The following is a 21,089-nucleotide window of genomic DNA, read 5'->3' as shown; positions in this document are numbered from 1 at the left end:
AATATTGATTCTTGGAAAAGTTAATAATATTACATATAGATAATTGATTATATGAATAATTAATCCTTAGTTAAAATAGGTACTTTATTTTAACTAAGGATATCTATAATATAAATTTTGAGGAGGATTAATCCATGAAAAAGATTTTTGTACTTGGAGCAGGAACTATGGGTGCTGGTATTGTTCAAGCATTCGCTCAAAAGGGTTGTGAAGTAATCGTAAGAGATATCAAAGAAGAATTTGTTGACAGAGGAATCGCTGGAATAGCAAAAGGATTAGAAAAGCAAGTTGCTAAAGGAAAGATGACTGAAGAAGATAGAGAAGCTATACTTTCAAGAATTTCAGGAACAACTGATATGAATTTAGCTGCTGATTGTGATTTAGTAGTTGAAGCTGCTATAGAAAATATGAAAATCAAAAAAGAAATATTTGCTGAATTAGATGGAATTTGCAAGCCAGAAGCAATATTAGCTTCAAACACTTCATCTTTATCTATAACTGAAGTTGCTTCAGCAACAAAGAGACCAGATAAAGTTATAGGAATGCATTTCTTTAACCCAGCTCCAGTAATGAAGCTTGTTGAAATCATCAAAGGAATAGCTACATCTCAAGAAACTTTTGATGCTGTTAAAGAATTATCTGTTGCTATTGGAAAAGAACCAGTAGAAGTAGCAGAAGCTCCAGGATTTGTTGTAAACAGAATCTTAATCCCAATGATTAACGAAGCTTCTTTCATCCTACAAGAAGGAATTGCTTCAGTAGAAGATATCGATACAGCTATGAAATATGGTGCTAACCACCCAATGGGACCTTTAGCTTTAGGAGATCTTATTGGATTAGACGTATGTTTAGCTATCATGGATGTTTTATTCACTGAAACAGGAGATAACAAGTACAGAGCTAGTAGCATATTAAGAAAATATGTTAGAGCTGGATGGCTTGGAAGAAAAACTGGAAAAGGATTCTATGATTATTCTAAGTAATATATAGACTTTGAAAAAATTCTCAAAAGAAAATTTCTTTTGAGAATTTTTTTTGTTAAATTATCACAAAATGTAAAGGATTTTAGGGATTAATATAGAAATATATTATGTATGGGAATAGAGGATATAGTCGCCATATTTTCATATTAAAAGTATAAGTTTTGAGGAGGGTTATTAAAATTATGATGAGATTTACATTACCAAGAGATATTTATTATGGAAAAGGATCACTAGAGCAGTTAAAGACGCTTAAAGGTAAAAAAGCAGTATTAGTTCTTGGTGGAGGGTCAATGAAAAAGTTTGGTTTTGTTGACAAAGCCTTAGAATATTTAAAAGAAGCAGGTATTGAAGTTAAATTAATTGAAGGCGTAGAACCAGATCCATCAGTTGAAACAGTTTTTAAAGGTGCTGAATTAATGAGAGAATTTAATCCTGACTGGATTATCTCTATGGGTGGAGGTTCTCCAATAGATGCAGCAAAAGCAATGTGGATATTCTATGAGTATCCAGATTTTACGTTCGAAAAAGCTGTAGTTCCTTTTGGTTTACCAGAGCTTAGACAAAAGGCTAAATTTATAGCAATTCCATCTACAAGTGGAACAGCTACAGAAGTAACAGCATTTTCTGTAATTACGGATTATAAAACTGAAATTAAATATCCTTTAGCGGATTTTAATATAACTCCGGATATAGCAATAGTAGACTCAGAATTGGCTGAAACAATGCCTCCTACATTAACAGCTCATACAGGTATGGATGCTTTAACTCATGCAATTGAAGCTTATGTGGCAACATTACATTCACCATTTACAGATCCTTTAGCTTTACAAGCAATTGAAATGATTCGTGATTATTTAGTTAAGTCTTATGATGGAGATAAAGATGCAAGGGAACAAATGCATTACTCTCAATGCTTAGCAGGTATGGCATTCTCAAATGCGCTACTTGGAATAACTCATAGTATGGCACATAAGACAGGGGCAGTATTCCATATTCCTCATGGATGTGCAAATGCTATTTATTTACCATACGTAATTGATTTTAATAAAAAGGATGCATTAGATAGATATGCTCAAATAGCTAAGAGACTTGGACTAGCTGGAACAACAGATGATGAATTAGTTGATTCATTAACAAGTCTTATAAAAGAGCTTAATAAGAAAATGGGAATACCAACAACTTTAAAAGAATATGGTATTGATGAAGCGGAATTTAATTCAAAAGTTGATATGATTGCTGAAAGAGCAATTGCAGATGCTTGTACTGGTTCAAATCCAAGAGAATTAGATAAAGAAGAAATGAAAAAATTATTTGAATGTATATATTATGGAAATAAGGTTCAATTTTAATTTGTAATATAGTTATAAAAAGGTTCCAGAAGAATTATTCTGGAGCCTTTAATTGTTCTTCAGAAATTTATAATGAAAATTAAATTGTTTAAGCGTAATAATTTCTGAGTTGTTTTTATATGAAGTATTTTATGGAGGCAATTAGATTGCTTTTTAATTATTGCTGAATAATTGATAAGTGATATAATATATTAATAGATAATTATTTTTGATAGGTGGAGTAATTAATGCTAAAAGAAATGGTGAAAAAATATAGAGAAGAAAAGTATGATTTAAATTGTGCGGAAAGTATTATGTATGCAGCTAATGAAGAATATGACCTGAATCTTTCGAGAGAAACTTTGAAGGTTATGTCTGGATTTGGAGGTGGGATAGGGATTGGACATATTTGTGGAGTTATAACAGGAGCAGCAGGTGTTATTGGAGTAATGTTTACGGAAGTAAGCGGTCATAAAAGTCCAAGAGTAAAGGAGATGGCACAAGAATTTATAAGCGATTTTCAAGAGAAACTTGGATATATTAAATGTGATGATTTGAAAAAGGAATATATTAACGTAAAAAGATGCACACTAATAATAGAAACAGGTGCAGAAATTTTAGAAGAAATTATTCTTAAAGAAAAGCAGAATAAAATATTATAGATTTTCAAAGGAGAAAGATATAAATGGATTATAAAGGGATAAAATCTTGTGATGATTATGTGATTATAGAAGAAGTTAAAAATTTTAAATTAAAACATATATTTGAATGTGGACAAATTTTTAGATTTGAGGAAGTTGCAGAGGGGCATTTTATTATAATTGCCTTAGGTAAAGTTATTGAACTTAAAGAAGAGGGTACGGATATAATAATTTACAATTCTACAGAAGAAGAAGTGAAAAATATATGGATAAAATATTTAGATTTAGATAGAGATTATTCAAAAATTAAAGATGAATTATCAAAGGATAGCCTTCTTAGAGAAAGTATTGAATTTGGATATGGAGTAAGAGTTCTAAATCAAGATCCATTTGAAATGCTTTTAAGTTTTATTATTTCAGCAAGAAATAATATTCCATCAATAAAAAAGACTGTGAATAAAATATCAATCAAATGGGGTAAAGAAATTCAATATAAGGGGAAAACTTATTATACATTTCCTAATATATTAGATATAAAAGATGCTAAATTAGAAGAGATACAGGAAACAGGAGCATCTTTTAGAAGTAAATATATAGTAGATACAATACAAAATGTATATAATTCAATAAAGAATAGCTCAGAGAATAATGGAGAAAATTCATTAATAAAATATAATTTGGATTATATTAAAAACTTAAATGATGACGAGTGTCATACCGCACTTCAGGAATTTAAAGGCGTTGGAGCAAAGGTTGCAGATTGTATAATGCTTTTCTCAATGGAAAAGACTTCAGCGTTTCCAGTAGATGTATGGGTTAAGCGTGCGATGATTCATTTTTACGGGGCAGAGGATTCGTCATTAAATAAAATAAGGATTTTTGGAAGAAATAAATTTGGTAAGCTGGCTGGATTTGCGCAGCAATACTTGTTTTATTATGCACGTGAAAATAAAATAAAAATTGATTAATGATTGTGAGGAAGGGGTCTAATTTATAGGTCAAAAGTGTGGTTATTATATAGTGAAACAGGTCTCAAATTGAAAAATTCAGAAAATTTAAACTACATAATATTTGTTATATTTTTAACAATAATGTGTTATAATCATTTGGTGAGAAAAGTTTAGATAAAAATTATTCATGGGAGAGTGTGTATAATGTTTCAATTTGATAATCAACTTTTAAGGTTAAAACATGAGGTCCTTACAAGAGTTGCTGTATTAGCAAAGGAGAATAAACTTAACAAAGAAGAATTAGAGCAAATTCCTTTTGCTATGATTCAAGGGGAAATTGCAAATTATAGAGATACTGTTGAACGCGAAAGAGAAGTAGTATTAGAAAGAGTTAAATTAGCAGCAGGATTTAAGCCTAATGGAAAAAATGCAGAAGAATTAATTAATGTTGAAGAAGAAAAACAAATATTATATGTTATTAAAGCAGCTTGTGATAGATGTCCAACAAAGAAATTCGAAGTAACTGATGCTTGCAGAAACTGTATAGCTCACAAATGTGATAGTGCATGTAATTTTGGAGCTATTTCATATGTTGATGGAAGAGCTTATATTGATCCAGATAAATGTAAAGAATGTGGTATGTGTACTAAAGCATGTCCTTACAATGCAATTGTTGAAGATATGAGACCTTGTAAAAAATCATGCCCAACAGGAGCAGTGCATTATAACGCAGATGATTTTAGTGCTGAGATTACAGAAAGTCAATGTGTAAACTGCGGAGCATGTATGTCAGCATGTCCATTTGGAGCTATAGAAGACAAGAGTTCAATGGTTAAAGTTGTTAATGAATTAATGGGTAAAGAAAATATTTATGCTGTAGTTGCACCAGCTATAACTGGAGAATTTGGACCAAAGACTACTTATGGACAAGTTAAAAATGCAATTAAAGCATTAGGATTTAATGATATGCTAGAAGCAGCTTGTGGAGCAGATGCCGTTACTGTACATGAAAGTAATGAATTTATAGAAAGAATGGAAAATGGGGATAGTTATATGACTAACTCGTGTTGCCCAGGTTTCTTAAGTTATATAGAAAAAGTAATGCCAGATCAAGCTGAAAGAATATCAGGAACTGTTTCACCAATGGTTGCTACAGGAAGATATATAAAAGCAAAAGATAAAGCTGCTAAAGTTGTATTTATAGGACCATGTACTGCGAAGAAAAATGAAGCATTAATAGATTCCATAAAAGATGCAGTTGATTATGTATTAACTTTTGAAGAATTAGTAGCTTTATTTGATGCATTTGAAGTAAATCCAGCAACTTGTGAGGATATTGTAGTTGATGAAGCTTCAATATTTGGTAGAAACTTTGCTGTAGGTGGAGGATTAACTGCTGCAATAGAAAACTACGTTCAAGAAAAAGGTGTTAAAGTGGAATTTAAACCAGTAAAGGTTTCTGGTGGAGCGGAGATTAAGAAGACTATGACTATGGCTAAAGCTGGTAAACTAGATGGTAATTTCATTGAAGGGATGATGTGTGAAGGCGGTTGTATAAATGGAGCTGCTAAGATCGTATCTGCAATGAAGGCAAAAACACCATTTACAAAGATAAATCAACAATCTACAATTAAGAGTGTTTTATCAAATAAATGCCTAGATGAATATCATGGAATAAACTTAGAAAGATAAACGTAAATCTGTTCAGAGTGCAGAGTCAAGAGTTGAGGAACAATATTTAGTAGATTAACAAGAAAAACTCCAATCAGCATTAATTTGTTTGATTGGAGTTTTTTTGTTAAGTTATGGTGATAAGTCAATATGCAGCTATTTTAGAAGATAATATTAAGAAGAAAATTAAATTAGGCATAAAATGAAGAAAATTTAAGTAAATTCAATATAATTTAACATAAAGGGGAATATTCGCGGAATAACAGGATATAATATTAGAAGTAATGTTTGAATTAAATGGTTATAAAGGATATTATATTTATGTTAGCACTCGACATTGATGAGTGCTAACAGAAAAGTTTAAATATTAAAAAAATTATATATATATTTTAAGGAGGGTTTTTCATGAAAATTAAACCACTTGGTGAAAGAGTAGTAATTAAAAAATTAGAGGCAGAAGAAAAGACTAAAAGTGGAATAGTCTTAACTGGAACTGCAAAGGAAAGACCACAAGAAGCAGAAGTGGTAGCAGTAGGACCTGGAGCTATTGTAGATGGAAATAGAATAGCTATGGAAGTTAAAGTTGGAGATAAAGTATTATATTCTAAGTATGCTGGAACAGAAGTAAAAGTAGATGGAGAGGAATATACTATTTTAAAGCAAGAAGATATATTAGCTATAGTTGAATAATAAATATAATTTATATTTAGAAATCAATATTATTGAATTAATAATTAAAATGTATTAAAAGGAGAGTGTTATATAAATGGCTAAGATGTTAAAATTTGGAGAAGATGCAAGAAGATCTATGCAAATAGGTGTAGATAAACTAGCTGATACAGTTAAAGTTACTTTAGGACCTAAAGGAAGAAATGTAGTATTAGATAAAAAATTTGGAGCACCATTAATCACAAATGATGGAGTTTCAATTGCAAGAGAAATAGAATTAGAAGATCCATATGAAAATATGGGGGCTCAATTAGTTAAAGAAGTTGCAACAAAAACTAATGATGTAGCTGGAGATGGTACTACAACTGCAACATTACTTGCTCAAGCAATAATCAGAGAAGGACTAAAAAATGTTACAGCTGGAGCTAATCCTATTTTAATTAGAACTGGTATAAAAATGGCTGTAGATAAGGCTGTTGAGGAAATTCAAAAGATATCTAAGCAAATAGATGGAAAAGAAGATATCGCTAGAGTTGCTGCGATTTCAGCTGCTGATGAAGAAGTTGGTAAGTTAATTGCAGATGCTATGGAAAAGGTAGGAAATGAAGGCGTTATTACTATAGAAGAATCAAAATCTATGGGAACTGAATTAGATGTAGTTGAAGGTATGCAATTTGATAGAGGATATGTTTCGCCTTATATGGCTACAGATACTGAAAAAATGGAAGCTAACTTAGATAATCCATTTATATTAATAACAGACAAAAAAATCACAAATATTCAAGAGATCTTACCAATTCTTGAACAAATTGTTCAGTCAGGTAAGAAATTATTAATCATTGCTGAAGATATTGAAGGCGAAGCAATGGCTACATTAGTAGTTAATAAATTAAGAGGAACATTCACTTGTGTAGCTGTAAAGGCACCAGGATTTGGAGATAGAAGAAAAGAAATGTTACAAGATATTGCAACATTAACTGGTGGAACTGTTATAGCAGAAGAATTAGGAAGAGATCTAAAAGAAGTTACTTTAGATATGTTAGGTACAGCTGACAGTGTTAAAGTAAATAAAGAAAATACTGTTATAGTTAATGGAAAAGGTGATTCATCTGCAATAAAAGAAAGAATCAACCAAATCAAAGCTCAAATTGAAGAAACAACTTCAGAATTTGATAAAGAAAAATTACAAGAAAGATTAGCTAAATTAGCAGGTGGAGTTGCAGTGATCAAAGTAGGTGCAGCAACTGAAACTGAACTAAAAGAAAAGAAACTTAGAATTGAAGATGCTTTAAATGCAACAAAGGCTGCTGTTGAAGAAGGTATAGTAGCTGGTGGTGGAACAGCTTATGTTAATGTAATTAACGAAGTTGCAAAATTAACTTCAGATGTTCCAGATACTCAAGTTGGAATAAGTATAATCGTTAAAGCATTAGAAGAACCAGTAAGACAAATTGCTGCTAATGCAGGAGTTGAAGGCTCAGTAATAATTGAAAAAGTTAAGAACAGTGAACCAGGTGTTGGATATGATGCATTACATGATCAATATATAAACATGATAAAAGGTGGAATAGTTGACCCAACTAAGGTTACTAGATCAGCACTTCAAAATGCAGCATCGGTAGCTTCAACATTCTTAACAACAGAAGCTGCAGTAGCAGATATTCCAGCTAAAGAACCAGCAATGCCAGGTGGTCCTGGAATGGGAATGGATGGAATGTACTAAAATAAAAGTATGAAGTACTTTTAACATAGATATTAGGTAAGCATTATTAATTAGTGCTTACCTTTTTTGTTCTTTAGACCAATTATAAAAACGTTAGATCTGTGGATAACTTTAAAAAGTAGCAGAAACACATACTCTGCGAAGCAGACTTTATTATTAGTAAAAATAATAAACTTTTCCATGATTAATTTAAGTTTATATGATTTTATATTAGTTTTCTAAATAGAGAGTATAGAAAATTATGATCTACAAACCTATATATTATTAAAATTATTTATAGTACTTTGTTATTCAGCAAAATTTAATTTAAATTATTTTACTAAGCAGTGTATAAGAAATAATTAAACAGGGATAATTTAGATAACAAGAAAGTAAAGGAGATAAGAATGAATATATTTGTTATAAAGAAAAACGATGTTGCTATAAGAAAAATTTTAAGTACAAAGAATTTCAAAGGCAAAAGAAAATTAGGTTTTACCTTAATAGAAGTAATTGCAGTAATAGCGATTATAGGAATCTTAGCAGCTGTTATTTTACCTAATGTAAATGGTTATATAAAGGAAGCTAAAAAAGTAAAGGTAGTAGATCAAGCTAGAAAAGTTATAATGGCTGTTGAATCTTATAATTTAAAGCAGGGATCTCAGTTGAATGAAAATCTGAATGTAAAGACGGCTATAGGTAATAAGGGCATAAGCAAATACTTAGAAGGTGTTAAGTTGGATAATTTAAATACAGATGTAACTAGTTTAAAAAATTGTTATCAAATAATAAATGGTGCTGAATTTGATTTTGGAAAAGACAATGATATATTAGACCCATCAACAATATCTTCAGAAACAAATGGAAAAGCAAGTACAGGAGTAAATGCAAAGTCAGAAAATAATTGAATGAAAGAAAAGTATTAACTGCAAAAAGATGAAAAACAATCAGTATAAAAATACAATATTTATTTAAATTGCAATTTTAGTTTCAATTTTGTTGACTTTGGATTATACATACATTATAATAGTTTTAATTTAAAATATAGCGCATTTAAAAACTTGTATATACCTTGAATATGGCAAGGAGTATCTACCGGAAGCCGTAAATTTCCGACTATGAGTGATATTAGTATAGGCTAAATTTATATTTTTATTAGCATATTAACATCACTTAGAGTGTTAATGTGCTTTTTTTGTACATAAAAATAGCATTATAAATGCAGGATAAGTAGTCATAAATTATGAAAAATGAAATAAATAATTCAAAAACTGAGGAGGACTTATAATGGCAAAAATAATTAAGACAGCATATACTTTTGATGATGTATTACTAGTACCCAATAAATCAGAGATACTACCAAGGGAAGTTAGTACCAAAACACAGTTAACTAAAAAAATAAAATTAAACATTCCTTTAATGAGTGCTGGAATGGATACTGTAACTGAGTCAAAAATGGCTATAGCTATGGCAAGAGAAGGCGGAATCGGAATTATACATAAAAATATGACTATTGAAGAGCAAGCAAAAGAAGTTGATAGAGTTAAGAGACAAGAAAACGGAGTTATTACTGATCCAATATACTTATCACAAGACCATCTTATTCAAGATGCAGAAAATCTAATGGCACAATATAGAATATCAGGAGTTCCTATAGTAACTAAAGAAGGAAAGTTAATAGGAATAATTACAAATAGAGATATAATTTTTGAAACAAATTTCCAAAGAAAAATTTCTGAAGTAATGACAAAGGACAACTTAATAACAGCATCAGAAAATACTACAGTGGAAGAAGCTAAAGAAATTTTAAAGAAGCATAAAGTTGAAAAGTTACCTTTAGTAGATAAGGATGGAAACTTAAAGGGACTAATTACAATGAAGGATATTGAAAAAGTAAGAAAGTTCCCAAATGCAGCAAAGGATGATAAAGGAAGATTATTATGTGGGGCAGCAGTAGGTGTTACTGGAAACATGATGGAAAGAGTAGAAGCTTTAGTAAAAGCCCAAGTAGATGTTATTACTCTTGATACAGCTCATGGACATTCAAAAGGTGTTTTAGATGCAGTTACACAAATAAAGAAAGCATTCCCTGACTTACAAGTTATAGCAGGAAATATTGCTACAGCTGAAGCAACAGAAGATTTAATTAAAGCTGGAGCAGATTGCGTTAAAGTTGGAATCGGACCTGGATCAATTTGTACTACAAGAGTAGTTGCAGGAGTTGGAGTTCCTCAATTAACAGCTGTTATGGATTGTGCAGAGGTTGGTAGAAAATATGGAATACCTGTAATTGCTGACGGTGGATTAAAATATTCAGGAGATATAGTAAAAGCATTAGCTGCAGGAGCATCTGTTGCAATGATGGGATCATTATTTGCAGGTTGCGATGAAGCACCAGGAGAAATGGAAATATACCAAGGAAGAAGTTACAAGGTTTATAGAGGAATGGGTTCATTAGCTGCAATGGAATGTGGATCTAAGGATAGATATTTCCAAGAAGGAAATAAAAAATTAGTTCCAGAAGGCGTTGAAGGAAGAGTAGCTTATAAAGGATTTGTTTCAGATACAATATTCCAATTAATGGGGGGAATAAAATCAGGGCTTGGATATTTAGGATCAAAAGATTTTGATACATTATATGAAACAGCTAACTTTGTAGTTCAAACAGCATCAGGACAAAGAGAAAGTCATCCACATGATATTAATATAACTAAGGAAGCACCTAACTATAGTGTAGGACAATAGTTGTCAATTATTTGAGATTAACATCAATAATTACTGTTTAAATAATGCACAATGTACAATTTTAATTATTATTACATAATTAGTAATTAAATGTAATGCACGTTGTGCATTATGCTATTTTATATAATATTACGAATAAAAAGTAGATAAATATAAAAAAAATTCGTATTTTATATTGATAAATTAATGTATTTAGTTAATAATACAAATAGAATAACTTTTTAGGAGGAAACCATGAAAAAAGAATTAATTTTAGTTATTGATTTCGGCGGACAATATAATCAGTTAATTGCTAGAAGAGTTAGAGAATGTAATGTATATTGCGAAGTTCATCCATATACTTTAAGTGTTGAAGAGATAAAAGAAATGAATCCAAAGGGAATCATATTTACAGGTGGGCCAAACAGTGTATATGGTGAGGATTCTCCTTTATGTGATAAAGAATTATTTGAAGCTGGAATTCCTATACTTGGAATATGCTACGGTTCACAATTAATGTCACATGTTCTTGGAGGAAAGGTTGCAACAGCTCCTGTAAGTGAATATGGTAAAACAAAAGTTGATGTTAATGCAGATTCAAAGATTTTTAAAGGTGTATCATCATCAACAATTTGTTGGATGAGCCATACAGACTATATAGAAAAAGCACCAGAAGGCTTTAAAATAGTAGCAAATACTCCAGTATGTCCAGTTGCAGGTATGGAATGTGAAGAAAAAAATCTATATGCAGTTCAATTTCATCCAGAAGTAATGCATACCCAAGAAGGAACAAAGATGCTTTCAAACTTTGTGTATGATGTTTGTGGTTGCTCTGGAGATTGGAAAATGGATTCCTTTGTTGAAAAGACAATTGAAGAAATACGCGAAAAGGTTGGAACTGGTAAAGTATTATGTGCATTATCAGGCGGAGTTGATTCATCTGTTGCAGCGGTATTGCTTTCAAAAGCTGTTGGAAATCAATTAACATGTGTATTTGTTGATCATGGTTTACTTCGTAAAAATGAAGGAGATGAAGTTGAAGAAGTATTTGGACCTAATGGTCAATACAATTTAAACTTTATTCGTGTAAATGCTCAAGAAAGATTTTACGAAAAATTAGCAGGAATAGAAGAACCAGAAGAAAAGAGAAAAATAATTGGTGAAGAATTCATTAGAGTATTTGAAGAAGAAGCTAAGAAAATAGGAACAGTTGATTTCTTAGTACAAGGAACTATTTATCCAGATGTAATTGAAAGCGGTCTTGGTAAATCAGCAGTAATAAAATCACATCATAATGTTGGAGGACTTCCTGATTATGTAGATTTTAAAGAAATAATAGAACCATTAAGATTATTATTTAAAGATGAAGTACGTAAAGCAGGTTTAGAACTTGGTATCCCTGAAAAGTTAGTTTACAGACAACCATTCCCAGGTCCAGGTCTTGGAATTCGTATAATAGGTGAAGTAACAGCTGAAAAAGTTAAAATTGTTCAAGAAGCTGACTTTATTTATAGAGAAGAAATTGCAAAAGCAGGTATTGATAAAGAAATAGGTCAATATTTTGCAGCACTTACTAATATGCGTTCAGTAGGTGTAATGGGAGATGAAAGAACTTATGATTATGCAATAGCACTTCGTGCAGTAACTACAAGTGATTTCATGACAGCAGAATCGGCTGAACTTCCATGGGAAGTACTTGGAAAAGTAACAACTAGAATTGTAAATGAAGTTAAAGGGGTTAATCGTGTAATGTATGATTGCACAGGAAAACCACCAGCTACTATAGAATTTGAATAAAGATATATAATGATATTTGGATTATTACAATAATTAAAATTAAATAAAAATGTAAAAAGGTAAGTATGTTATATTATTGACAGATATATAGCATACCTACCTTTTTTTAATTATTTATATAAAACTTGTAATATATTTTATATAAATTCTATTTTTGACTGATATTACTCACATTTGTTGAATGGTATAAAAAATAATGATACTATTAGTGTGACAGTATAAATATGAAAATCAAAGTTTATTTTTTTATTCGCATAGGTTTTTATAAGGTAATTATATAATCTGATTAATATTGTAGTTAGGATATTTTCTTATAGCTATTAAGTTAATTTTTATTCCAAATTAACTATAGCTATTTAAAATACTGGTAATTTATGAGGAGGCAATAATGATGAGTATTAAATATAAAACACTATTGATGGGATTAATAAGTGTTACAGCAGTGATTGTAGTTACTATCGCAATATTTTATTCCTCCTACTTTGGGTACATAAATAGGAATCAAGAGCAACGTATTAAAAAAAGCTATGAAGTAATGGATTACATAATAAATGAAGAAGAAAAAAGCTTGGAAAGCGTTCTTGTTGATTGGGGACAATGGGATGATACATATAAGTTTATAAGTAATCCAACTGAGGAATATATTGAGTCAAATTTACAAGAAGACACTCTGGAAAATATAAAAGTAAAGAGTATTATTTATTTAGACAATGATAAAAATATAATTTATTACAAGGAAAATAATATTAAAGAAGGAATTAGCAAAATTTTTGTTGAAAAACTTTTAGAAAATAATAAAAATTTTCAAAAGACAGCTGCTAAAAAAACAGGTTTGTTATCATGGCTTGGACATTTTTATGTAATTGGAATTTTAGATGTGACTTCATCTGATAAGCAGGCAAAAAGTAATGGTTATTTAATAATGGTTCGAGAAGTTGACGAGAAATTATTAAATTATATAGAAAAAATTACAGCAGTTAATGTGAAATTTAAAGAAGCTCAAGCAGAAAAATTTAAACAAAGTGAGAATATAGAATATATAAATTCTGATAATGGAATAATTGCATATAATAAAGAAGAAGCTGAAACTGACAAGATAATGAAGGATATTAATGGCAATGATAATATTGTTATGACTACATTTAATATAAACTATAATGAAGAAAATATTACTCATTTCTTCAAAAGTTTTATCTTTCAATTTTTGGGATTAATGGTTGTGATTATAGCTTTTAATACTTATGTTATTAACAAATATATATTGAAAAGAGTTTTTACGTTAACAAACTTTATGGATAAAGTTGCCGATACTAAAGATACTACATTAACAATAAAGATGTCTGGTAAAGATGAAATTAGCAAATTAGCTGATTCTACTAATAAAATGTTATCAATAATATATTCTGCTAATGAAGAAATTTCATTTTTGAGCTATTCAGATAAACTCACAGGACTTAAGAATAGGGCTCATATGGAGAGAATGTTTAGTGCACTAGATAAAAACAAAAATACAAAGTATCATATTATAATGGGAGATCTTAATGGATTGAAGCTTACTAATGATGCATTGGGCCATTTAGAAGGAGATAAGTTGTTATGTATTGTGAGTAACATACTTATTGAAAGCTGCGAGCCAGATGATATTGTTTCAAGATGGGGTGGGGATGAATTTGTAATATTAGTCATTAATAAGGATGATGCTTATGTAGATAAGGTAATAGAAAATATAAAAGACAAGTGTGAAAATGGAATGAAGTTTCATTTTAATATAAGTATAGCTTGGGGACATGCTGCTCCAGATGAAGAAAATCAAGATACAGAAGCTGTAATGAGTTTAGCAGAAAAAAGAATGTATAGAAATAAACTCATGGAGGATAAGAGTGCTAGAAGTACTGCAATAAACTCGCTTCTAAAGACTTTGCATGTAAAGCACAGCGAAACAGAAGAGCATACTGTAAGAATTAAAAATTTAAGTTATAAATTAGGAAAAAGAATTGGGCTTGCAGCAGAAAAGTTAGATGAACTTGAATTATTATCATCACTTCATGATATAGGTAAAATTGGAATACCAGAACATGTTTTAATGAAACCAGGAAAGCTTACGGATGAAGAATGGGCTATTATGAAAACCCATTGTGATATAGGATATAGAATAGCATCATCAAGTCCAGAATTTGCACATATTGCAAATGAAATATTAGCACATCATGAAAGGTATGATGGTACAGGATATCCAAATGGATTAAAGGGAGAACAAATTCCTTTACTAGCAAGAATATTAAATATAGTTGATTCTTTTGATGTAATGACAAATAAAAGAGTTTATAAAGAAGCCTTTGATAAAGATTATGTGAAAGAAGAATATAAGAGATGTGCAGGTACACAATTTGATCCTGAAATTGCAAAAGAATTTATTTCAATGTTAGAAGAAGAAGGATTTTTTGATTAGGAATAAGAGTGTTTTATAATGATATATTATTGTTATAAAACACCTTTTTATTTGTATATTTTAATCAGTTATACTTAAAATTTATATAAAAAACTTGAACTGGTCAGTATAAATGGTATAATATGATTAGATATTTTGGAGGCGATAAATTATGATAAAAAGAATTAATAAAGTTGTTGTATTACTACTAGCTATAACAAGCATATGCGCATTGATGCCAATAAGTAATTTAAGTAAAAATGATAATTTAAATATATTTTATGTAAATGCTAAGGCTGATACTGTACAAGCTCAGGATCCTAAATCTGTATTCTTAGATGAAGAAATAAATAGTTTGGTAAAACAACAATTAAACAATATGGACACAAATCAATTGAAGAATATAATAAATGCTCAATTACAAAGTATGTCAAAAGAACAATTAATTGCAATGATAGATCAACAGTTAGCAGGTATGAGTGAAACACAATTACGAGGAATGATACATCAACAATTATCAGCAATGACAAAAGAACAATTGCTGGCAATGATGAATCAGCAATTATCAGCAATGACTAAAGAACAATTGATAACAATGATAAATGGACAATTATCAACAATGAGCAAAGAACAATTAATAGCAATGATAAGTAAGCAATTATCAGGTATGACTGAAGCGCAATTACGAGGAATGATGGTTAGCTTGGGAGTACCAGCAGCATCAGTATCAACGATGACTAAGGAACAATTATTGGCAATGATGAACCATGTTTTATCAGGAATGACAAAGGAACAACTGATAGCAATTATGAATCAACAATTGTCAGCAATGAGCAAGGAACAATTGATAGGAATTATGAATGAACAATTATCAGGAATGACAAAAGAGCAATTGATAGGAATTATGGATGATCAACTGTCAAGAATGAGCAAAGAACAATTGATAGCAACTATGGATCAACAATTATCAGGAATGAGCAAGGAACAATTGATAGGTATAATAAATCAACAATTAGCTGGGATGAGTAAAGACCAATTAATAGCGTTAATACAACCACAAGTTACAAGTCAAGTGAAATCAAGTATATCAGATGCTTCAAATAAAATTACTGGTGTTACAAATAGCATTAATGATGCTTCGAATAAGGTGACATCGGCACTTGATCAATTAAGTAATTCTATGAATGACTTATCGGATTCTATTAGTGAGAAAAATGATGATGTAGATGATGCTTGGGATAAAGTCTTTGACAGATTTGATAATGAAAAAGGCTGGGGAAAGAGAGACGGATATAGATATTATTATGATAAAGATGGAATAAGTTTAAAGGGAGTTCAAAATATAGGAGGAAAAACTTACTACTTTAATAGAATTGATGGTGCAATGGAAACAGGATGGCAAATTGTAGATGGTAAGAGATGCTATTTTGATAAGAAAAAAGGATATGAAATCTTTAATCAATGGATCGAAGATAATGGAGAGAAGTATTATGTTGGTGAAGATGGAACTGTTAAGAAGATGGAATGGGTTAAGGTTGCAGGTAAAACTTATTATGTAAAAGCAGATGGAAAGATGGCCAAGGGCTGGTTTAAGGTAGAAGATTATTGGTATTATTTCAATGAAGATGGAACTATGGCAACTTCTGCTTGGAAATCAAATAAAGATAGGTGGCACTATTTAAAAGATAATGGACAATCTGCTATTGGTTGGTTTAAAGTAGGAGATAAGTGGTATTATTTTGAAGATCCGTCGTCAGAAATGAAAGCAGGCTGGTTTAGAGCAGATGGAAGCTGGTATTTTGCAGATATAGATGGATCAATGAAAACAGGCTGGGTGGAAGGTTCTGATGGATGGTATTACTTAGATGAAAACAGTGGTAAGATGAAGAAAAATGAATGGATTACTGTTGATGGGAAAACATATTATTTCAATGTTAATGGAAGAATGGTTACAGGATCAAGATATATTGATGGCAAAAAATATGTTTTTGATTCAGAAGGCGTTTTAAGATAATAGAATAATATATCCTTAACTTATTTACTGATTCAAAAATAAACTATTTTAGAATAATAAGTCCTCTACATCAAATATGGGTGTAGAGGATTTTTTTGATAAATGTCCTAGTATATAACTTTTTTTTATAGTACTATAGTTATAGAGAAATATATCGAAAATAGATTTATACGCCATATTTGATGAGATTTATAATATAGATTAATCAATTGATTTATATTGGAGACATAATAAATTTTATACGGGGGGAAGTTTTAATGAAAAGTGATTTTCTAAAGAAAATAATTGCTGCTACAGTTATAACAACGTCTATGGGAACTTTGGTTCCATCAAGTGTATTAGCAGTAGATTTTTATGCTTGGCAAAATGGAATTAGTCAAAGCAATGGATATTGGCAGCAAAAAGGTGATCAGTGGTATTTTTATGACTATTCAGGAACAATGAAAACTGGATGGATTGATGATAAGGGAGCACGATATTATTTAGATAGCAATGGAGTAATGCAAACAGGTGTTGTTCAAGTTGAAGGGAAGATTTATTTATTTTCTAATAGCGGAGCAATGCAAACAGGGAATGCTGTAATTGATGGAAAATATTATACGTTTAATGAAAGCGGAGCTGCTGTAGGGAGTAATGTGCCTACACCTGCTAAGGCTTTTGGAAAATCAGGTGAACCAACGGTCCCTTACACTCCAGAGCAGGTAGTTAGAAATGAAGATTCATCACCAGGTACACCAAATACAGTAGCAAGAGATCCACAAAATCTTGTTAAATATACTTTAAGATTTAGAGATGATGATGGAGATGATCTTAGAACAAATAGTATTGAAAAGGGAGAAGAAGTTTCACTATATAAACCTACTAAGAAAGGCTATGAATTTGTTGAATGGAATACTAAGGAAAATGGAAATGGAACCAGCTATGATGCAGGTGAAAAATTAACTGTGGATCGTAATATAAGCTTATATGCACAATGGAAGGAAGCATCATCAAATTCTGGTAATAGTGGTAATAATGATAATAGTAACCCAGGAAATAAAGTTCTTGCAGAAGAAATTGAAATATCAAGCAGTTCAAGTACTATAACAACTAAGGGTGGAACTTTACAAATGACTGCAAATGTATTACCAATCGATGCAAGTGATAAGAATGTAATATGGTCAGTTGAAAATGGAACAGGAAAAGCAACCATAAGTTCAAGTGGATTATTAACAGCATCAGATAATGGAAGTGTTATAGTTGTAGCTACTTCAGCTGGCAATTCAAGCGTTATAGGAAAATACAATATATCAATTAGTGGACAAGTTGATTCTGGAACAACACCAGGTACTGGAGGTAACACAGGTGGAAACACACCAGGAACTGGAGATAATACAGGCGGAAACACTACTACAGGAGGAAAAATAATTGGAATTGATCCAAATACAAGAATAGCAGATGTTGTGATAAGTGGACCAGGAGATGCTGTAGATTTACCATTATTAAAAACATCAGGAAAACTTCCAACTACAGCTAAAGTTACCTGCACTTTAAGTGATGGAACAACAAAACAAATAGAAATGCCAATAAAGGATTGGTCAGAAGCTAGTAGCAAACCATTTGATGGAACTAAAGCTGATGAATATGAATTAACTGCAACACTAGGGTTACCAACAGGGTATACTAGTTCTGTAAGTCCATTACCAACAGCAAAACTAAAAGTAATAATAACATCATCTGGAATACAAACAGATAATAGAATAAAAATATCAAATCCAACTCAAATACCTGGAAAGATTTTAGATACAAATCAACATATAGTGAATATAGGACAAGTAAATTCAATACTTCCAAGTAAAGTTGTATTAACTGATGATAACGGTAAAACAGTAGAAGTTAATGTAAAATCGTGGTCTGTTGATGGTGGTAGTCAATTTGATGGAAAAGTGGTAAAATCATGGAATATGATTGCAGCCGTTGATGTTCCAGCGGGATATAGATTACTAAGTACTGCGCAAGTTAGTACAACATTAGATGTAAAAGTTCCTCAAACAGCTGGTGTTCAAAGTCTAAAAGAAGTTGTTAGTGCAGCAACTAGTGGATTCACATTGGATTATGCTATAAATGATAAATTAGATCTTAATAAATTACGTATAATAGCTAACTATGCTGATGGTACTTCAAAAGAACTTCTATATAGTGAATTTGCTGATAATGGAATTACGACACCAGGATACTACAATGGATATCCATTGACTACTTCTATTAAAATACCAATAGCATTAAATGGAGATATAGAATTATATACTGAAAGTCTAAATGTAGGCGTAGCAGTAGCTCCTTCAGTGACTACAAGTACGGCTGTAGTATTTAATATGGATTCAGGAATATCAAATGATGCAGTATTTAGCTATACTTTAGGAACTGGTTCAAAGAAAGTTAATGGAGTTAAATCAGTAAGTTTGGGAAATACTGTACTCGATAATACAAAATATTATGAAACTGCAAGTAGTAAGACAATAACAATTAAAAAGGAAGCAATACAAGACTTTTATAATAATGGAACTAAAAATACACCATCTAGTTGTTATGTTAATGTAGTATTTAACTCAGCAGTAGATCCAACAAAAGAAGTAAAAGCAGCTTCAAATCCTCTGATACATTTTATAAGTACACCAGCTACACCAAGTATAAGTTTGGCACCTAGAGAACAAGTAGCAATACCTAAAGATTACACAATGAGATTAACAGGACTAGAAGCTAATGTAAAATATGAATATTGTGTAGTAACTACAAGTGCGAGTGTTACTGTAAATCCAAACTGGACAAATGCAGAATCTTTTGACTCGATAACAACGTATAAAGACTTAACAGATACTGATTTTGTAGCAGGCAATTGGATATATATCAGGAAGAAGTCAACTAGTGATGGTTTTGGAGCTACAAATCCAGAATCAGGAGAACAAAAACTAGAAATATCTGCAACTAATATTTCTAGAACTTTAAGTAGTGCAAAATCAATTACTTCGTTTAGCATAACTGGCACTGATAATAAGGATTATACAGGAACAATAGTTGAAGGCGGTTTAAGTGGAACTATTACAGCGGTTGTACCTACAATTATTGTTACTGATGCTGGCACTGGTACGTATACTAATACTGAAATGGATGTTAGTAACTTAAAAGCAAATATAAAGGCAAGCCCATTAACTACAGTGAATTCAGTGTCTCCAGGTACAGATGGAAGTTTTGTAATAACAAGCAATTTCTTAAATAGTGCAAACCAAGTGACTTATACTGTAAAAGCAGAGAATGGAACAACTAAAGATTACACAGCTACTCTATATAAAACATTATTACAAGGAAAATCAGTACGTTCAGATTTGATAACTTATTCGGATATAGACTCAAATGGAGTAACTACTACTGCATCGGTTCAAATATCTAAGGCATATACAGATGCAGGTATAACCATTGGGGGTACAGAAACACCAGGTTTTGTTAAGATTGGATTTAAGAATATTCCATTTACTGATGAAAACAAGACCGCTTTAGAGGTAATAAGAAAAGCTACTCCAGATGCGAATTATCAAATTGCAAATGTGGAAATGATACCTACTAAACCTACTATGCCATCAACAGTAGTAAGTGTAAAAGTAGCTAATAGTTTAGATGAATTAAAATTAGCAACGGCAATTTCATTAAGTAGCACTACTTCTCCAAATGTGAAAAATGGACAATATTATGAGAAAATTCCTGTAGCTATAAATGAAGATAGTTGGACAAAAGTGTCTGCTAAATCAATAACTAAATATTATCAATGGATAGATGCTAAAGGAAATTCACAATATACTTCATTATTAATTTATATACAATAAATTTAATATACTATCTAAGTTTATAACTGCCTTACATTAGGAAAAAAATTTTTGATGTAAGGCAGTTTCTTTATATATGTTTGAATAATAAAGCTACATATAAACTGTAATTATAAATTTAAATAGGTTTTAGACATTTAAGATCAGGGAATGTTAAAGGCGAATTTTATTAATTATGGAAATAAAGTTAAATTAGGTATAAAATATGTATATAAAAATAGATAAAAGTATTAATTAAAATAAGGTGTATTATTTTATTTTTATAGTTATTAGGTTGTTGAATAAATAGAATCTGTAAAAAATAAATAAGCCATTCCTTTGTGAT

At 30.6% G+C, this 21,089-nt stretch carries 13 protein-coding genes and 1 riboswitch; all 13 genes read left to right on the top strand.

The window, feature by feature from the left end; translation table 11 throughout:
* Nucleotides 1-134 precede the first annotated feature (134 nt).
* The 13 genes from GXK56_RS14400 to GXK56_RS14340 all read left to right on the top strand — a co-directional run bounded on the left by GXK56_RS14400 (nt 135) and on the right by GXK56_RS14340 (nt 20,764).
* Complete coding sequence (locus GXK56_RS14400) at nt 135-983, top strand: 3-hydroxybutyryl-CoA dehydrogenase (protein ID WP_160688528.1); 849 nt, start codon at nt 135-137, stop codon at nt 981-983.
* Between the two features lie 182 nt (nt 984-1,165).
* The gene (locus GXK56_RS14395; RefSeq protein WP_160688526.1) at nt 1,166-2,332 is read left to right on the top strand and encodes an NADPH-dependent butanol dehydrogenase; all 1,167 of its coding nucleotides are present in this window, start codon (nt 1,166-1,168) and stop codon (nt 2,330-2,332) included.
* Between the two features lie 227 nt (nt 2,333-2,559).
* A complete protein-coding gene (locus GXK56_RS14390; RefSeq protein ID WP_160688524.1) occupies nt 2,560-2,973 on the top strand; it encodes a C-GCAxxG-C-C family (seleno)protein in 414 nt (137 codons plus the stop codon).
* A gap of 23 nt (nt 2,974-2,996) precedes the next feature.
* Nucleotides 2,997-3,920, top strand: coding sequence for a DNA-3-methyladenine glycosylase 2 family protein (locus tag GXK56_RS14385; RefSeq protein ID WP_160688522.1), 924 nt, complete (start codon nt 2,997-2,999; stop codon nt 3,918-3,920).
* 186 nt (nt 3,921-4,106) lie between these two features.
* Nucleotides 4,107-5,594: a 4Fe-4S dicluster domain-containing protein gene (locus GXK56_RS14380; RefSeq protein ID WP_160688520.1), complete on the top strand. Its 1,488-nt coding sequence runs from the start codon at nt 4,107-4,109 to the stop codon at nt 5,592-5,594.
* Nucleotides 5,595-5,978: 384 nt separating this feature from the next.
* Nucleotides 5,979-6,263: a co-chaperone GroES gene (groES, locus tag GXK56_RS14375; protein WP_160688518.1), complete on the top strand. Its 285-nt coding sequence runs from the start codon at nt 5,979-5,981 to the stop codon at nt 6,261-6,263.
* Nucleotides 6,264-6,339: 76 nt separating this feature from the next.
* Nucleotides 6,340-7,965, top strand: coding sequence for a chaperonin GroEL (gene groL, locus GXK56_RS14370; protein WP_160688516.1), 1,626 nt, complete (start codon nt 6,340-6,342; stop codon nt 7,963-7,965).
* Nucleotides 7,966-8,351: 386 nt separating this feature from the next.
* Nucleotides 8,352-8,852, top strand: coding sequence for a prepilin-type N-terminal cleavage/methylation domain-containing protein (locus tag GXK56_RS14365; RefSeq protein WP_160688514.1), 501 nt, complete (start codon nt 8,352-8,354; stop codon nt 8,850-8,852).
* Between the two features lie 133 nt (nt 8,853-8,985).
* Nucleotides 8,986-9,083, top strand: a riboswitch (purine riboswitch).
* A gap of 148 nt (nt 9,084-9,231) precedes the next feature.
* Nucleotides 9,232-10,689: an IMP dehydrogenase gene (guaB, locus tag GXK56_RS14360; RefSeq protein WP_160688513.1), complete on the top strand. Its 1,458-nt coding sequence runs from the start codon at nt 9,232-9,234 to the stop codon at nt 10,687-10,689.
* Nucleotides 10,690-10,923: 234 nt separating this feature from the next.
* Nucleotides 10,924-12,465, top strand: a complete 1,542-nt coding sequence (gene guaA / locus GXK56_RS14355) for a glutamine-hydrolyzing GMP synthase (RefSeq protein WP_160688511.1) — start codon at nt 10,924-10,926, stop codon at nt 12,463-12,465.
* A 388-nt stretch (nt 12,466-12,853) separates the two neighbouring features.
* Nucleotides 12,854-14,914 (top strand): HD domain-containing phosphohydrolase, encoded by a 2,061-nt coding sequence (locus tag GXK56_RS14350; protein ID WP_243156132.1) that lies wholly within the window; start codon nt 12,854-12,856, stop codon nt 14,912-14,914.
* Nucleotides 14,915-15,065: 151 nt separating this feature from the next.
* Entirely contained in the window at nt 15,066-16,907 is a 1,842-nt protein-coding gene (locus GXK56_RS14345) for a hypothetical protein (protein WP_160688509.1), read from the top strand.
* 257 nt (nt 16,908-17,164) lie between these two features.
* Nucleotides 17,165-20,764 (top strand): InlB B-repeat-containing protein, encoded by a 3,600-nt coding sequence (locus tag GXK56_RS14340; RefSeq protein ID WP_160688507.1) that lies wholly within the window; start codon nt 17,165-17,167, stop codon nt 20,762-20,764.
* The last annotated feature ends 325 nt before the right edge of the window (nt 20,765-21,089 follow it).

This window comes from Clostridium sp. C2-6-12 (genome assembly GCF_009928485.1).
In the GTDB taxonomy this organism is placed as follows: Bacteria; Bacillota; Clostridia; order Clostridiales; family Clostridiaceae; genus Clostridium.
The sequence above is the reverse complement of the archived record's forward strand: the minus strand, read 5'-3'. Positions and strand labels throughout refer to the sequence as shown.

Excerpts from the sequence above, each read along its gene's own strand:
- GXK56_RS14380 (WP_160688520.1), top strand. The coding sequence starts at position 4,107 with ATGTTTCAATTTGATAATCAACTTTTAAGGTTAAAACATGAGGTCCTT.
- guaB (WP_160688513.1), top strand. The coding sequence starts at position 9,232 with ATGGCAAAAATAATTAAGACAGCATATACTTTTGATGATGTATTACTA.
- GXK56_RS14390 (WP_160688524.1), top strand. The coding sequence starts at position 2,560 with ATGCTAAAAGAAATGGTGAAAAAATATAGAGAAGAAAAGTATGATTTA.
- GXK56_RS14365 (WP_160688514.1), top strand. The coding sequence starts at position 8,352 with ATGAATATATTTGTTATAAAGAAAAACGATGTTGCTATAAGAAAAATT.
- GXK56_RS14385 (WP_160688522.1), top strand. The coding sequence starts at position 2,997 with ATGGATTATAAAGGGATAAAATCTTGTGATGATTATGTGATTATAGAA.
- GXK56_RS14340 (WP_160688507.1), top strand. The coding sequence starts at position 17,165 with ATGAAAAGTGATTTTCTAAAGAAAATAATTGCTGCTACAGTTATAACA.
- GXK56_RS14345 (WP_160688509.1), top strand. The coding sequence starts at position 15,066 with ATGATAAAAAGAATTAATAAAGTTGTTGTATTACTACTAGCTATAACA.
- GXK56_RS14395 (WP_160688526.1), top strand. The coding sequence starts at position 1,166 with ATGATGAGATTTACATTACCAAGAGATATTTATTATGGAAAAGGATCA.
- GXK56_RS14350 (WP_243156132.1), top strand. The coding sequence starts at position 12,854 with ATGATGAGTATTAAATATAAAACACTATTGATGGGATTAATAAGTGTT.
- groES (WP_160688518.1), top strand. The coding sequence starts at position 5,979 with ATGAAAATTAAACCACTTGGTGAAAGAGTAGTAATTAAAAAATTAGAG.
- groL (WP_160688516.1), top strand. The coding sequence starts at position 6,340 with ATGGCTAAGATGTTAAAATTTGGAGAAGATGCAAGAAGATCTATGCAA.
- GXK56_RS14400 (WP_160688528.1), top strand. The coding sequence starts at position 135 with ATGAAAAAGATTTTTGTACTTGGAGCAGGAACTATGGGTGCTGGTATT.
- guaA (WP_160688511.1), top strand. The coding sequence starts at position 10,924 with ATGAAAAAAGAATTAATTTTAGTTATTGATTTCGGCGGACAATATAAT.